General features: G+C 71.2%; 12 protein-coding genes and 1 pseudogene. 10 read left to right on the top strand and 3 right to left on the bottom strand.

Translation table 11 applies throughout. The features are described 5' to 3' along the window. Positions 1-724: TetR/AcrR family transcriptional regulator (locus ABT300_RS32375; protein WP_351683293.1), on the bottom strand; the 724-nt coding region annotated here is incomplete at its 3' end. Positions 725-878: 154 nt separating this feature from the next. Here ABT300_RS32375 and ABT300_RS32380 point away from each other — a divergent pair. Both ABT300_RS32380 and ABT300_RS32385 read left to right on the top strand, forming a co-directional pair. Next, on the top strand, positions 879-2,420 hold the full coding sequence (locus ABT300_RS32380) for an APC family permease (RefSeq protein WP_351683295.1): 1,542 nt from the start codon (positions 879-881) through the stop codon (positions 2,418-2,420). A gap of 78 nt (positions 2,421-2,498) precedes the next feature. Then, entirely contained in the window at positions 2,499-4,166 is a 1,668-nt protein-coding gene (locus ABT300_RS32385; protein ID WP_351683297.1) for an amidohydrolase, read from the top strand. 51 nt (positions 4,167-4,217) lie between these two features. Here the strand turns inward: ABT300_RS32385 and ABT300_RS32390 are convergent, their stop codons facing one another. After that, complete coding sequence (locus ABT300_RS32390) at positions 4,218-5,246, bottom strand: saccharopine dehydrogenase family protein (protein ID WP_351683300.1); 1,029 nt, start codon at positions 5,244-5,246, stop codon at positions 4,218-4,220. Between the two features lie 129 nt (positions 5,247-5,375). On the opposite strand from ABT300_RS32390, the gene ABT300_RS32395 reads away from it, so the two are divergent. Then, on the top strand, positions 5,376-6,356 hold the full coding sequence (locus tag ABT300_RS32395; protein WP_351683302.1) for a helix-turn-helix domain-containing protein: 981 nt from the start codon (positions 5,376-5,378) through the stop codon (positions 6,354-6,356). A gap of 124 nt (positions 6,357-6,480) precedes the next feature. On the opposite strand, the gene ABT300_RS32400 is transcribed toward ABT300_RS32395, so the two are convergent. Further along, positions 6,481-8,712: an alpha-L-fucosidase gene (locus ABT300_RS32400; RefSeq protein WP_351683305.1), complete on the bottom strand. Its 2,232-nt coding sequence runs from the start codon at positions 8,710-8,712 to the stop codon at positions 6,481-6,483. 459 nt (positions 8,713-9,171) lie between these two features. Here ABT300_RS32400 and ABT300_RS32405 point away from each other — a divergent pair, with 459 nt between their 5' ends. The 7 genes and pseudogenes from ABT300_RS32405 to ABT300_RS32435 all read left to right on the top strand — a co-directional run. Continuing rightward, positions 9,172-10,233, top strand: a complete 1,062-nt coding sequence (locus ABT300_RS32405) for a sugar ABC transporter substrate-binding protein (RefSeq protein ID WP_351683308.1) — start codon at positions 9,172-9,174, stop codon at positions 10,231-10,233. A 45-nt stretch (positions 10,234-10,278) separates the two neighbouring features. Then, a complete protein-coding gene (locus tag ABT300_RS32410) occupies positions 10,279-11,841 on the top strand; it encodes a sugar ABC transporter ATP-binding protein (RefSeq protein ID WP_351683311.1) in 1,563 nt (520 codons plus the stop codon). Continuing rightward, positions 11,834-12,874 (top strand): ABC transporter permease, encoded by a 1,041-nt coding sequence (locus ABT300_RS32415; RefSeq protein ID WP_351683314.1) that lies wholly within the window; start codon positions 11,834-11,836, stop codon positions 12,872-12,874. The genes ABT300_RS32410 and ABT300_RS32415 overlap by 8 nt, the downstream gene beginning before the upstream one ends. Positions 12,875-12,985: 111 nt before the next feature. Further along, complete coding sequence (locus ABT300_RS32420) at positions 12,986-14,323, top strand: L-fuconate dehydratase (RefSeq protein WP_351683317.1); 1,338 nt, start codon at positions 12,986-12,988, stop codon at positions 14,321-14,323. Continuing rightward, the gene (locus ABT300_RS32425) at positions 14,316-15,251 is read left to right on the top strand and encodes an amidohydrolase family protein (protein ID WP_351683320.1); all 936 of its coding nucleotides are present in this window, start codon (positions 14,316-14,318) and stop codon (positions 15,249-15,251) included. The genes ABT300_RS32420 and ABT300_RS32425 overlap by 8 nt, the downstream gene beginning before the upstream one ends. Beyond that, positions 15,242-15,679, top strand: coding sequence for an RbsD/FucU domain-containing protein (locus tag ABT300_RS32430; RefSeq protein ID WP_351683322.1), 438 nt, complete (start codon positions 15,242-15,244; stop codon positions 15,677-15,679). The genes ABT300_RS32425 and ABT300_RS32430 overlap by 10 nt, the downstream gene beginning before the upstream one ends. Further along, a pseudogene (locus ABT300_RS32435) lies at positions 15,676-15,800 on the top strand (Zn-dependent alcohol dehydrogenase); the annotation flags it as partial. The gene ABT300_RS32430 and the pseudogene ABT300_RS32435, both read left to right, overlap by 4 nt.

The following is a 15,800-nucleotide window of genomic DNA, read 5'->3' on the forward strand; positions in this document are numbered from 1 at the left end:
GACCGCGGACGGCGTCCGCGGGCGTCCGGTCCCGCCCGGCCGGGGCGCGGGCCGTCAGCGCCTCCAGCAGGAGGTCCACCGCCTCCTCGAAGGAGCTGTCGCGCAGGGTGGGCAGCACCTGCCGCACGGCGGTCAGCGCGGGGTGCGTGGCGGGGTCCAGTCGCTGGTAGACCCCGGCCCACGCCCGGTGGTCGGCCTCGCGCTGGGCCGGCCCGAGGGCCTGGAAGGCGGCGTCCATGGCCGCGTGGCTGAGCACGGTGTCGATGAACGCCAGATACAGACGCGTCGCCTCGGCCGGACCGAAGCCCGCGGAGAGCAGCAGGCCGATCCCCGTCTCCACGGCACGGATCTCGTTCTCGCGCCGCGTCACCCGGTACGAGGCGAAGGCCGCCGCGCGCGGGTGGGCGAGGTAGCCGGCCCGTACCCGCAGGGCCATCTCGCGCAGCGCGGCGGCCCAGTCGTCGCCCGGGACGAAGCCGGCCATGGCGTCGCCGATGATGCGGTCGGCGATGGCGAGCACCAGGTCGTCGGTGTCGCGGAAGTAGCGGTACAGGGCGCTCGGGTCGCAACCGATGGCGGCGCCGAGGCGACGGACGCTGAGCGCTTCCGGGCCGTGCTCGCCGATGAGCCGCAGGGCCGTCTCGACGATCAGCTCCTCCGACAGCACGACGCCGGAGCGGGTGGGCCGGCGGCGTCTGCGCTCCTGCGGGACACGGGTGGTCATGGCGGGGGCTCCTGTCGGTCGGCGCGGCGTAGCAGAAGTGAAGAAGTCGAGCCCCTGTTATGTCAACAGGATTGACGCAAGAAAGACGGGCGGTGTTCCATCACAGTCCCGCGCGGCTCGTCCCCCGTCCTCCCTCCCCGCGAGGAGACTGCCCATGACCTCCCTGTCGTCCCAGTCGTCCACTCCGCCCGCTCCCCCGACACCGGCGCCGACCGGCGGACCGGGCGCCGGACTGCGCCGATCCCTCGGCGTGGTCGACGGGGTCGCCATCGCCGCGTCCAGCACCGCGGCCACGACCAGCATCGCCATCGGCATGGGCACCATCGCCACCATCGTCGGACTGCAGGCCCCGGCGCTCCTGCTGCTCGCCTTCCTGCCCGTGCTCGGCATCGCCACCGCGTACGCCCGCCTCAACAGATCCGAGCCAAACTGCGGCAACGGCTACACCTGGGTCGGCAAGACGCTCGGCCCCTGGCCCGGCTTCCTGACCGGATGGGTCACCGTCGTCGGCTCGGTCGTCTTCTGCGCCTACACGAGCGCGGTCATGGGCTCGGTCGTGCTGATCTTCACCAACAAGGCCGGGCTGCACAGCCTTGCGGGCGTCGCCCTCGACCCGTCGTCCACCGCAGTCAGCACGGCCGTCGGGCTGGTGCTGCTGCTCGGCCTCACCGCGATCGCCGTCACCGGCACCCGGGCCACCACCCGCTTCCAGTTCGCCCTGCTGGTCTTCGAGTACGCCGTGCTGCTCGGATTCTGCGGCTGGGCGCTGGTCACCGGCCACCAGTCCTTCTCCTTCTCCTGGTTCAACCCCTTCGAGATCGCGGACGGCACCGCCTTCGCGCAGGGCATGGTCCTCGCGGTGTTCTTCTTCTGGGGCTGGGACGCCGCCTTCAGCGTCAACGAGGAGACCAGGCGTCCGGACGACGCGGCCCGCGGCGGCCTGATCGCCCTGTTCGCCATGCTCGGTCTGTTCCTCTTCGCGTCGGTCGCCTTCCAGCGGGAGATGAGCCTCGCCGAACTGATCGAGAACGGACCGCAGGCGCTGCCCTATCTCGGGGAGAAGCTGGCCGCCGAGCCCTGGGCGACCCTGCCCGTCGTGGCGCTGATGTTCTCGGCCGCGGCCTCCGTGCAGTCCACGCTGATCCCCACCGCGCGCGGACTGCTCGCGATGGGCCGCGACCGCACCATGGGCCCGCTGTGGACCCGGGTGCACCCGCGCTACGGCACCCCCGCCGCCGGCACGGTCGTGGTGCTGGCCATCGCCTCCGCGATCGCCGCGCTGGCCGTCGCCCTCCCGCGGCTGAGCGACATGCTGCTGGCCGCCGTCAACGCCATCGGTCTTCTCGTCGCCCTCTACTACGGCCTCACCGCACTCGCGTGCGCGGTGCGTTTCCGCGCGTCCGCCCGCGAGGGTCTGCGGACGGCGCTGCTCGCCGTGGGCGTGCCCGCGGCGTCCGGTCTGGCGCTGCTGGGACTCGGCGGATACCTCGGGTACTCGTACCTGACGATGAGCGACCACTTCGAACTCAGCCCCGCCAACGGCTGGTTCATGTTCTCCCTGCCCGCCGCCATCGTCCTGGCAGGCCTCGGCATGGCCGCGGTCGCCAAGTACGCCCGCCGGTCGCCGTACTTCGCCACCGGACACGGGACCGACGCCGAGAGCATCGTCCTCCCCATGGACCGCACCCCCGCCTGAGTCAGCGCACCGTCCGGCGGCCGGACGCGCCCCGGCCGCTCGGCCCCTCCTCCCCCGCCCCTCACGGAGACCACACCCATGCCACAGTCCCAGGCCACGGGCCCCGCCGACCTCGTCCTCACCGGCGGGCCCGTCCACACCGTCGACCCCGCCCGCAGCCGCGCCACCGCCGTGGCCGTGCACGCCGGGCGGATCACGGCCGTCGGCCACGACGAGGTCCACGCGCTGATCGGACCGGACACCGAGGTCGTCGACCTCGCCGGAAGACTGCTGCTGCCCGGCTTCCAGGACGCCCATGTGCACCCGCAGGGCGCGGGCCTGGAACTCGGACTGTGCCACCTGGCCGACACCGTCGACCCCGCCGAGTACCTGCGGCGGATCCGTGCCTACGCCGACGACCGCCCGGACGCCGAATGGGTCACCGGCGGCGGCTGGTCCCTGGAGGCCTTCCCCGGCGGCGCGCCCACCGCCGCCGCCCTCGACGCGATCGTCCCCGACCGTCCGGTCTTCCTGCCCAACCGCGACCACCACGGCGCCTGGGTCAACACCCGCGCGCTGGAACTCGCCGGCATCGACGCCCGCACCCCCGACCCCGCCGACGGACGCATCGAACGCGACGCCGACGGCAACCCCACCGGCATGCTCCAGGAGGGCGCCGTCCACCTCGTGGGCCGGCTGGTGCCCGCACCCACGACCGAGGCCCGACTGGCCGCCCTGCTACGAGCCCAGGCCGTGCTGCACTCCCACGGCGTCACCGCCTGGCAGGACGCCATCGTCGGCGCCTACGCCAACATGCCCGACCCCGCCCCCTCCTACCGCGCGGCGCAGGAACAGGGGCTGCTGACCGCCCGCGTGGTCGGCGCGCTGTGGTGGGACCGTGAGCGAGGCGCCGAGCAGATTCCCGAACTCATGGCCCAGCGCGAGGAGTCGAGCGTGGGCCGGTTCCGCGCCGGCACGGTGAAGATCATGCAGGACGGCATCGCCGAGAACCACACCGCGGCGATGCTCGACCCCTATCTCACCGGCTGCGGCTGCGCCTCGGGCACCAGCGGCATCAGCTTCGTCGAACCCGGGGAGCTGAAGAAGTACGTCACCGAGCTCGACGCACTCGGCTTCCAGGTCCACTTCCACGCGCTCGGCGACCGGGCGGTCCGCGAGGCGCTCGACGCCGTCGAAGCCGCCCGTGACGCGAACGGACACCGGGACACCCGCCACCATCTGGCGCATCTGCAGGTCGTCCACCCCGACGACGTACGGCGCTTCCGGCGCCTCGGCGCCACCGCCAACCTCCAGATGCTGTGGGCCGCCCACGAGCCGCAGATGGACGAGCTCACCCTGCCGTTCCTGGGCCCCGAGCGCGGCGCACGCCAGTACCCGTTCGGCGATCTGCTGCGCGCCGGGGCGACCCTCGCCGCCGGCAGCGACTGGCCGGTCAGCAGTCCCGACCCGCTCCAGGCCATCCACGTCGCCGTCAACCGACGGGTCCCGGACGCTCCCCGGGACACCCCCGCGTTTTTGCCGGGACAGCGCCTGGACCTGGGCGCCGCGCTCGCCGCCTACACGGCCGGCAGCGCCTATGTGAACGGCCTCGACGATCTCACCGGCAGCATCGCCGTCGGCAAGGCGGCCGACCTGGTCGTCCTCGACCGCGACCCGTTCACGGGAGCGCCCGAGGAGATCGCGGCCACACGCGCCCTGCAGACCTTCGTGGACGGGGAACGCGTCTTCGCGGCGCCCGACGCCTGACGGCGAGACCCCCTGCGACCGGGGCAGCCCGAAGCGTCCGGGCGGGGGCCGTCAGGGCCGCGGTTCCACCGTGATGTGCGGCGACAGTGCACGGAGGAAGTCCGGCGCGTCGAACGCCTCACCCGCGGAGACCACGCCGACCGCCTCGGTGCGTCCCGTGAGGACGCGGGCGACCGCCTCGACCACCAGGGGCGCGGTGACCGCGTAGATGTCCCTGCCGCGGGCCACGGCCCGCCGTTCGACGTCGCCGGAGCGCACGACGACGTCGACCAGGAACGTCTGGTCGGAGCGCCCCTGTTCGTCGGCCGCGGCCGGCACCGGGGTCTCCGGGGCCGCGATGTCCCGGGCCGCCTCGACCGTCATGTACGTCTGCACCTCGGGGATGGACAGGTGGGTCGGCACGGTCACGACGTCGGCCATCGTGAACTCCCCGACGACGGACCGCTGACCCAGCGGCTCGGGGAAGGACCAGTCCAGGATCGGCGAGGCGTCGTCGCGGTACTCCAGCCGCCCTCCGGAGTACCGTACGCGCCGGCCGTCGCGCCGCTCCCGGGACACGGCGCCCGCCGTGCGCGTGCCGGCGGTGGGATGCCAGCTGCTCAGCCCGTACGCGATGTGGGCCTCGTCGGCCTTCGTCCAGTCCTGCGCCGCCGCGGTGACCAGCAGGTCGCCGAGGCCGCCGAAGAAGGCCATCGCCGGGACGACCAGCGTGCCCGCCTCCCGTGCCCGGTCGGCGAAGCGCTCGAAGGTGTCGACGTTGGCCTCGATCTCGGCCGCCACGTCGAGGTACGGGATGCGGGCCCGCAACGCCGCCTCGATCACGGGGGCGGCCGTCGTCGCGAAGGGTCCGGCGCAGTTGATCACCGCTGCGGCCCCGGCCAGCGCCCGGTCGAGGGCGTCCGGGTCGTCGACGGACGCCGGGCGGGCCTCCCAGCCCGTCTCGTGGGCCAGCGCCTTCAGCTGGTCGGCGTCGCGGCCGGACAGGACCGGGCGGAAGCCCCGTTCACCGAGCTCCGTCACCACGAACCGCCCCGTGTGCCCGTAAGCGCCGAACACCGCCACCTGCTGTCCCGATCCCATGGGTTTTCCTCCGTAGACCATCGTTGCGCTGCGCGTTCTCGGTCCCCCGCGCTCCGTCATGGACATCCTGTCGAAGATCCGCTCCGGGCCGCGATGGTCCGGAACGCCATTCCTCGTACACTTCCGGACATGACCACCGTCGCACTGGCCGTCACCGACGGCATGCTGCACTTCGAACTGGCCCTGGCGAGCGAGGTGTTCGGCTCCGACCTGACCGGTGTGGCGGACCCCTGGTACCGCTTCTCGCTCTGCGGTCCGACCGCCGTACGGGTGGGTCACTTCCGCCTCGAGCCCGAGCACGGCCTCGACCGGCTCGCGCACGCCGACACCGTGATCGTGCCGGGCTGGGCCGACGTGGACCGCGATCCGCCGGCCGAGCTGGTCGATGCGGTGCGCGCGGCCCACGAGGCGGGCGCCCGCGTGGCGTCGCTCTGCACGGGCGCGTTCATCCTGGCCGCCGCGGGTCTGCTGGACGGCCGGCGCGCGACCACGCACTGGGCTCACGCCGAGGAACTGGCGGCGCGTCACCCGCGGGTGACGGTCGACCCGGACGTCCTGTATGTGGACGACGGCAGCGTGCTCACCTCCGCCGGCAAGGCGGCCGCGATGGATCTGTGCCTGCATCTCGTCCGTCTCGACCACGGCTCGTCGGTCGCCAACACGCTCGCCCGCCGTCTGGTCGTGCCGCCGCACCGGGACGGCGGTCAGGCCCAGTTCGTGAAGACGCCGGTTCCCGCACCGGGCAACCACCCGCTCGCCGAGCTGTTCCCGTGGGTGCTGCGCCGCCTGGACCGTCCGCTCACCGTGGAGGACCTGGCCCGTCGGGCGCGGATGAGTTCGCGGCATCTGGGCCGTCACTTCCGGTCGGTCACCGGCACCACTCCGCTGCAGTGGCTGCTCTCCCAACGGATCCGCCGGGCGCAGGAGTTGCTGGAGACCACCGACGACACCGTCGACGCCATCGCGACGGCCACCGGCATGGGCACCGCCACGACGCTGCGGCGGCATTTCAACCGGACGGTCGGCGTGCCGCCGGACGCCTACCGCCGCACGTTCCGCTCCCGCAGCCGGCTCCCCGAGCGCAGGGCACACCTCAGCGCGAGCGGATGAGACGGGGGCGTCGACCGCGCCGCGTCAGCGGGCCGGCCGGGTCACCGTCGGCCGCGGCGGACGGACTGCTGCGGGGAGGTGGGGGAACACGCCCCCGCAGCCGTCCGGTCGGTGGCCGGGTCCGTCACAGCGCGGTGAAGGTCCACAGCAGGTTGGTGCTGGCGCCGTAGGTCCACTGCTTGGTGACGGCGCCCGAGGCGACGTTGCCGCCTCCGTCGAGCACCAGCCCCGTGGTGCGGTTGGCGATCGAGTAGCGGTCGGCGCCGCGCGGGGTGATCGTCCACTGCTGGTTGGGGCTGCCGTTCCAGGCGGCCTGTCGGGCCGGTGAGCCGTCGGCGGTGGCGCCCCAGCCGTCGGCGACCATGCCGTTGGTGCGGTTGACCAGCTTGTAGAAACCGCCTCCGACGTCCACCGCCTGCCACTGCAGGTTGGGGCTGCCGTCCCACGACCACTGCTTGAGGTTGGAGCCGGAGGCCACGTTGCCGCCGCTGTCCAGGGCCAGGCCGTCGGTGACGTTCGTGATCCGGGCGTACGTCGCCGGGTTGAACTGGACCCTCAGCGAGGTGATCTGGTCGTTGTTGCCGGTGACCCGCAGGTCGGGGTTGTCGGCGGTGAAGGTCCACGCGGTGCCGGTGAAGTTGTCTCCGGAGTAGCCGACCACCTGGTAGCCGGGGGCCGGCCGGAGGGAGGAGATCGTGCGAAGGCCGAGGCCCGACGCGGTCAGGTCGGCCGCGTTGTGGTCGCCGAGGGCGAGCACGGCGGAGGCGCCGGAGTAGCCGACGTCCACGAACGCGATCGCCCCGGCCTGCGGCCGCAGAGCCGGGATCGTGCCGGAGAACGCGAGCTTGAGGACGTAGGCGTTGGCGCTGTAGGGCGCCGAGGACGGCAGGGTGACCGTCAGGCCGGACGCGCTCTGCGTCGGAGCCGGCAGGTCGATGTAGGAGCCGGCGGTGGAGTCGAAGAGCTTGACCGAGGACAGCGAGGAGAGGTTGATCCGGTCCGAGCCGAGGGTCTTGATCGTCACGGAGCTCCCCGGCCAGCCGAGGGCGGTGGCGTACAGGACGGTGTTCGCCTTGTTGCGCGTGAAGCGGATGTCCTGAGCCGTGCCGGCGGTCGGATTGGTGAAGGACCCGCCGCCCATCTTCGTCGGACCTTCGCCGTACACGCTCCAGGCGCGGGTCGCGTACACCGACTCGCCGAACCGCTTCAGGTGGTCGCCGATGCCGAGCAGGATGTTCTTCTGGGCCTGGGGAATGGTGCCGTCGGCCATCGGCGCGATGTTGAGCAGCATGTTGCCGTTCTTGCTGACCCGGTCGAGGAAGGCGTGCAGCATCTGCTGGGTGCTGTAGTAGCCGATGCCCTGGGTGTAGCACCAGCTGCTGCTGGAGATGCTGTCGTCGGTGAGCCAGTACGGCGTGGTGAGGTCGCTCGGGCCGCCTCGCTCGTAGTCGAAGACCTCGCCCTTGCCGTTCATGCCGTCCTTGTAGGTGGCGACGACCTCGCGGCCCCAGCTGTTGGCCTGGTTGTAGTAGTACGACAGGAAGTTCAGGCGCTGGGTCTCGTCGACGGCGTCCAGCTTGAAGTCCTGCCAGAGGATGTCCGGCTGGGCCCGGTCGATGACCTCCTTGAGCTTGTCGTACCAGAGCTGGTTCTCTGCGGCCGGGCCGAGCTGCCCGTAGAGCTTCTTGAGGCTGGGGTCGGTCTGGGCCGGGGCGTACTGGTAGAAGCCGTTGTAGTTGTACGCGTGGTGCATGGCCACCAGCAGCTTGAGGTTCTTGGCGCGGATGGCCGTGGTGAACAGCTGCAGCAGGTTGAGGTGCGGGCCCTTGGCGACCGAGTTCCACTCGTTGACCTGGCTGTCCCACATGGAGAAGCCGTCGTGGTGCTCCGCGACGGGCCCGGCGAACTTCGCGCCGGCGTCGACGAACAGCTGCGCCCATTCGTCGGGGTCGAAGTTCCCGCCCGCCGACTTCAGCTTCGGAGCGAACTGGACCGCGTTGCCCGCGAGGTCGTTCGCGCCGTTGATGAAGTTGTGGTATGGCCAGGCGGAGGGCTGACCGTAGGTCGCGATGTGGTGCTTGTTGGCGTTGCTGCCGCCCGCGTACATGTTCCGCGGGTACCACTCGCTGTCGTACGCGGGAACGCTGAAGACGCCCCAGTGGAAGTAGATGCCGAACTTGGCGTCCTGGAACCATTCCGGGGCCGGCGGGTGCTGGTCGACCGAGTTCCAGTCGGGCGTGTAGGCGCTCGGGGCGGCCTGCGCTGCGCCCGCGCCGAACAGGCCGCCGGCGACCGTCGCTGCGGCCACGAAGGTGGCTCCCGCCAAGAAGCGGCGTCTGTTGATCGAACTCGGCATGACACATCCCTGGTGCGAAGGGGGCGGGGGTGAAGGAAGGGGACGCCCGGTTCGGTCCCGGCCCGGGTTGCCGTTCGTTACGCACGAAGGTCGGCCATGCGTCCTTGCCGTGTCAACGGGCGTGCAGGGATGAAAACCGGCTCATGACAAGGGTTTTTGCCGCTTAAGTCCTGGTCTTTTCCCTTTTGTCACGTCCGAAACATGGCATGTTTCATGAGCATGCCGCGGTGCAGTCACATCACGGATGGGCCACGATTCATGGGATGGATCGCTGGACGCTTCAGCTCTCCCTAGGCCCAGGACGGTCGATCAGGTCGGAAGTACACGGCAAATTGCACCAAGGGGTAGACACGCCATCGATCAGCCGCCTATAAACATCCCATCTCTCCAGGGCGGCGTCACACGGTCGTCGCCCATGCGAAACATCTCCCGCTACGGGACCAGCGCGAGGAAGTACCCATGAGACTCAGAACCGCCCTCTGTTCCGCTGCCTCCGTCCTCTCCGCGATGGCGCTGCTCAGCGCATGCGGCGGCTCCGGCGCCGCGGCCGGCGCCGACGGCAAGCCGCTGGTCGGCGTCGACTACCCGCGGTCCGACACCGACTTCTGGAACTCGTACATCAAGTACACGCCGGAGTACGCCAAGGAGCTCGGCCTCTCGCTCAAGACCACCAACTCGCAGAACGACGTCGCCAAGCTGACCGCCAACGCGCAGACCTTCATCAGCCAGGGCGTCAAGGGCCTCGCGATGGCCCCTCAGGACACCGCAGCCATCGCGCCGACGCTGGCGCAGCTGGAGGCGAAGAAGATCCCCGTCGTCACGGTCGACACCCGTCCCGACAGCGGCAAGGTGTTCATGGTCGTGCGCGCCGACAACCGCGCGTACGGCGAGAAGGCCTGCCAGTACCTGGGCGCCAAGCTCGCCGGCAAGGGCAAGGTCGTGATGCTGGAGGGCGGCCTGGACTCCATCAACGGCCGTGACCGCACCGAGGCGTTCAACGACTGCATGAAGAAGAACTTCCCGGACATCAAGGTGTTCGGCGAGGCCACCAACTGGGACGGTGCCGTCGCCGCGCAGAAGCTCCAGACGGACCTGACCGCCAACCCGGACATCAAGGGCGTCTACATGGAGTCCAGCTTCGCCCTGTCCGGCACGCTCCAGGTCCTCAAGCAGAAGGGCCTGCTGGTCGGTCCCGAGGACAAGAAGCACGTCTTCATCGTCTCCAACGACGGCATTCCGGAAGAGCTGAAGTCCATAGCCGCCGGCAAGATCGACGCCACCGTCTCCCAGCCGGCCGACCTCTACGCCAAGTACGCCCTGTACTACCTCAAGGCCGCCATCGACGGGAAGACGTTCAAGCCCGGCAAGACCGACCACGACAGCACCATCGTCCAGGTCCGTGACGGACTGCTGGAGGACCAGCTCTCCGCGCCGCTGGTCACCGCCGACGGCGGCACCTACGGCGGTGTGCCGAGCCTCAAGAGCGACGACAAGTCCCTCTGGGGCAACAACCTCGGCTGAGGCTCACCGACCCATACGACGGCTCACGAGAACAAGGCGGTTGAGATGAGCGACGGGGAGCGAGCAGTCACCCCCGCGCCCGCCCCGGCGGACGACGGACGGGCCCCGGCGGGCCCGCCCGTCGTCGAGGCGACGGGCATAGTCAAACGATTCGGTCCGACAGTGGCCCTGGACGGGGCCCGGATCACCATCCGGTCCGGTGAGACGCACGCGCTCGTCGGCCGCAACGGAGCGGGCAAGTCGACGCTGGTGTCCGTCCTCACCGGACTGCAGAGCCCGGACGAGGGGACGGTCTCCTTCGGCGGCCGCCCCGCTCCCCGGCCCGCGGACCGCGACGGCTGGCGGCAGCGCGTCGCCTGCGTCTACCAGAAGTCGACGATCATCCCGACCCTGACCGTCGCCGAGAACCTGTTCCTGAACCGGCACGACCACGGCCCGAGCCGGCTCATCAGCTGGCAGGGCGTGCGCCGCCGGGCACAGGACCTGCTGTCGACCTGGTCGGTCGACGTGGATCCGCAGACCCCGGCCGGCGATCTCAGCGTGGAACAGCGGCAGTTCGTCGAGATCGCCCGCGCGCTGTCCTTCGGCGCCCGCTTCATCATCCTCGACGAACCCACCGCCCAGCTCGACGGAGCCGCCATCAACCGGCTGTTCGACCGGATCCGCGACCTGCAGAGCCAGGGCGTGACCTTCCTGTTCATCAGCCACCACCTCCAGGAGATCTACGAGATCTGCGACATGGTGACGGTCTTCCGGGACGCCCGGCACATCGTGACCGCACCGGTCGCCGAGCTTCCCCGCACCGAACTCGTCGCCGCCATGACCGGCGAGGCCGCCGGCGGTCGGCGCGAGGAACGGGCGAGCACCCTGGACCCGGACGCGACGGCCGCGCTGAGCGTCCGGGCCATCAGCGGCGACGCCTACCAGGACGTCACCTTCCAGGTGGGCGCCGGTGAGATCGTCGGGCTCGCCGGCGCCGCGGGCAGCGGCCGCACCGAGGTCGCCGAGACGGTCGTGGGACTGCGGTCGGCCGACGACGGTTCGGTCGAGATCGCCGGACAGCGGCCCCGGCCGGGCAGTGTGCCCGCCGCGCTCGCCGCCGGCGCCGGATTCGTCCCCCAGGACCGGCACCACCAGGGCTTCGTGCCCGACATGTCGATCGCCGACAACGCCACCCTGTCCGTGCCCCACCGGCTCGGTCGCAACGGGCTCGTCAGCAGCCAGGCCCGCGACCGGCTCGCCCAGGGCATGATCGAGAAGCTGGCGATCAAGACACCGGGGCCGGACCTGCCGGTCTCCGCGCTGTCCGGCGGCAACCAGCAGAAGGTCGTCATGGCACGCGCCCTCGCCGACGACCCCCGGCTGCTGGTCCTGATCAACCCGACCGCGGGCGTGGACGTGCGCTCCAAGGAGTTCCTCCTCGGCAAGGTCGAGGAGACCGCGGACACCGGAACCGGAGTGCTCATCGCCTCCGACGAACTCGACGACCTGCGTATGTGCGACCGGGTCCTGGTGATGTTCCAGGGCCGAGTGACCTTGGAGATCCCGCGCGGCTGGCACGACCACGACGTCGTCGCCGCGATGGAAGGAGTGGACCTCGATGCCTGAAACCGTCCTCGCGGACGCGCCCACGTCCAAGCCCGACCAGCCGGGCGTCAAGCGGACCGCGCTGTTCGGCGGCCGGATACCGCTGGCGCGGCTGCGCGACCTGGCGCTCGTCCCCGCGATCGTCGTCATCGCGATCGTCGGTCAGATCGTCAACCCCGTGTTCCTGCAGGCGGACAACCTCATCAACGTCCTGCAGACGATGTCCGAGATCGCTCTGCTGGTGCTCGCCCAGACGATGATCCTGATCGTCAAGAAGATGGACCTCTCCCTCGAGTCGACGATGGGCCTCGCGCCCGGCGTCGCGGCCTGGCTGACCATCGGCAGCGCCGGACACGGACTGGGCCTGCTGCCCGGCGCCTGGGCGATCCCCCTCACCCTCGCCGTGGGCGTGCTCATCGGCGTGGTCAACTCCCTGCTGATCATCCGCTTCGGCCTCAACGGGTTCATCGTCACCCTCGGCATGCTGATCGTCCTGCGCGGCATCCTCACCGGCATCTCCGGCGGCCAGACGTTCTTCCAGCTGCCCGAGTCGATGCTCTACCTCGGCACCGCCCAGTGGTTCGGGATGCCCGCCTCCATCTGGCTCACCCTCACCCTGTTCGCCGTCGCCATCGTGGTGCTCGGCTGGACCAGCTTCGGCCGCTCCCTCTACGCCATCGGCGGCAACGTCGACGCGGCGAAGGCGGCCGGCATCCGCACCGACCGGGTCCTGTGGATCGTCCTGGTCAGCGGCAGTGTGCTCGCCGCCCTCTCCGGGCTGCTGCTGTCCGGGCGGCTGGCCTCCGTCGCCTCCGCCCAGGGCAACGGCTACATCTTCACCGTGTTCGCCGCCGCCGTGATCGGCGGGATCAGCCTCAACGGCGGCAAGGGCACCATGTTCGGCGCGTTCAGCGGCATCCTGCTGCTCTTCATGATCCAGAACGTGCTCACCCTGGCGGGGGTCCCCGCCCAGTGGATCGGCGCCCTCAACGGCCTGATCATCCTGGCCGCGCTGATGATCTCCCGCATCACGGGCGGCAAGGTCCAGGAGTGATTCCGGGCGGCCGTGACCGGGGCCCCCCGGGACCGCGCGGCCGCCGGACTCCGCCTCGTTCCCCATCTCGTCGCAGGGGCCGTCATCCCCCCTGCTCCTCCAGGAGTTGCCATGTCCTCCGCTGTGTCCCCCACCCCGGCCTCCGCCGCCCGTATCACCGCTCTCGACGTGCTGGACGTGCGTTTCCCGACGTCCGAGCATCTGGACGGGTCGGACGCCATGAACCCCGAGCCCGACTACTCGGCCGCGTACGTCGTCCTGCGCACCGACGCCGGGGACGGCCTGGAGGGCCACGCCCTGGCCTTCACCACCGGCCGAGGCAACGACGTCCAGGCCGCCGCCATCGCGGCGCTCGCCCCGTACGTGGTGGGTCTCTCGGTCGACGAGGTGTGCGGAGATCTCGGCGCGTTCTCCCGCTCACTCGTCCACGACCCCCAACTGCGCTGGCTGGGACCGGAGAAGGGCGCGATCCACATGGCGACCGGCGCCGTCGTCAACGCTGCCTGGGACCTGGCGGCCAAGCGCGCGGGCAAGCCCGTCTGGCGCTTCCTCGGCGAGATGTCGCCCGAGGACCTGGTCGCGCAGATCGACTTCCGCTGGCTCAGCGACGCCCTCACCCCCGAGGAGGCCCTCGAGATCCTGCGCCGCGCCGAGCCCGGCCGCCAGGAGCGCATCGCCGCTCTGCTGGAGCGCGGATACCCCGCCTACACCACCACGCCCGGCTGGCTCGGCTACTCCGACGAGAAGCTGGCCCGCCTCGCCCGGGAGGCCGTCGCCGAGGGCTTCACCCAGATCAAGCTGAAGGTCGGCGCGTCCCTGGAGGACGACGTGCGGCGCATGCGCACCGCCCGCGCTGCGGTCGGCGACTCCATCCGCATCGCCGTGGACGCCAACCAGAGATGGGACGTGCAGCCCGCCATCGACTGGATGCGCGAACTGGCCCCCTACCAGCCGTACTGGATCGAGGAGCCGACCTCCCCGGACGACATCCTCGGGCACGCCGCGGTCCGCAGGGCGCTGAGCCCGATCAAGGTCGCCACCGGCGAGCACATCGCCAACAGGGTCGTCTTCAAGCAGCTGCTCCAGGCCGGCGCCGTGGACATCGTGCAGATCGACTCCGCCCGGGTCGGCGGAGTCAACGAGAACCTCGCCATCCTGCTCCTGGCCGCCAAGTTCGGCGTGCCGGTCTGCCCGCACGCCGGCGGCGTCGGCCTGTGCGAGATGGTGCAGCACCTGTCGATGTTCGACTACGTGGCCGTCTCCGGCACCCTCGAGGACCGGGTCATCGAGTACGTCGACCACCTCCACGAGCACTTCGTCGACCCGGTGCGCATCGCCGACGGCCATTACCTCGCGCCCACCCTGCCGGGGCTGAGCGCGGAGATGCACCAGGAGTCGCTGAAGGAGTACACGTACCCCGACGGCCCGGTCTGGTCCGTCCGTGTCTGAGGACCCTGAGTCGACCGCTCCTGGGGAGCTGGTGGACGCCCACCACCATCTGTGGGACCTGGACCGCCGGCCCCAGCCCTGGCTGGACGAGCCCGGACACGAGCCGATCCGCCGTACCTTCGGCACGGACGATCTGCGGTCGGACGCGTCCCGGCGCATCGCCGGCCGGCCGCTGGCGCGCACGGTGGTCGTCCAGTGCGTGACGTCCGTGTCCGAGACCCGGGAGCTGCTCGCCCTGGCCGACGCCGAGCCGCTGATCGGCGCGGTGGTCGGCTGGGCCGACCTCGCCTCGCCGGAGGTCGGTGACGTCCTCGCCGACCTGCTCGCCGGCCCGGGCGGCCGCTGCCTCCGCTCCCTGCGGCACCTCGTCCAGGGAGAGTCAGACCCGCGGTGGCTGCAACGACCGTCCGTGGAGCGGGGGTTGCGGACGGTCGCACAACACGGCCTGGCCTACGACCTGTTGATCCGCGACCACCAGTTCGACCAGGCCGTGCGGCTCGCCGAACGCCTTCCCGAACTGCCCCTGGTCCTCGACCACGCGGGCAAGCCGCCCGTGGCCCGGGGTGAACTGGGCGACTGGGAGCGGGACGTGCGACGACTGGCCGCCCACCCGCAGGTGTGCTGCAAGGTCTCGGGCCTGGTCACCGAGGCCGACCACCGCAACTGGACGACCGCCGACATCCGCCCCGTGTGGGACGTCCTGCTCTCCGCCTTCGGAGCCGAGCGGCTGATGTTCGGCTCCGACTGGCCCGTCTGCGTCCTCGCGGGCGGCTGGAACCAGTGGGCGGCCACCGTCGAGGAACTCCTGCGCGGCTGCTCCGCCGCCGAGACCGAGGCCGTCCTCGCGGGCGCCGCGACCGGCTTCTACCGACTCGACCCGCCCGACCCGAAGGCCCCCGAACGGAAGAAGGGAACACCGTGCTCCTGACCGACCTGCTGCACCCCGGGATCCTCGAAGCCCTGGCCGGCGCCGGTCACGGCGCCCGTGTGCTGCTCGCCGACGGCCACTACCCCGCGAGCACCGCCACCGGCGACCGCGCCCGTACCGTCCATCTGAACCTGGCGCCGGGCCTGTTGGACGTCACCACCGTGCTCGACGTCCTGATGACCGCCCTGCCCGTCGAGTCGGCCCACGTGATGGTGCCGCCCGAGGGCGCACCGGAGCCGCCCGCCATCGGCGAGTACCGCGCCCGGCTCGCGCCCGTCCCCGTCGAGACGCTCGGCCGCTTCGAGTTCTACGACGCCGCCCGCTCGCCCGACCTGGCGCTGGCCATCGTCACCGCCGACGTCCGTACCTACGCCAACCTGCTGCTGACCATCGGCGTCCGCGCTGAAGGGACCCTGACGACACGATGACCACTCTCGCCGTCCGTTACACCGCTGCCCGCTCGCTGGACACCGCGTCCGTCGAGACCTCCCCGCCGGGTACCGGCGAGGTGGAGCTGGCCCCCGCCTTCGTCGGGATCTGCGGCACCGA

Origin of the sequence: Streptomyces sp. NPDC001027, assembly GCF_040299045.1 — a bacterium.
GTDB lineage: Bacteria > Actinomycetota > Actinomycetes > Streptomycetales > Streptomycetaceae > Streptomyces.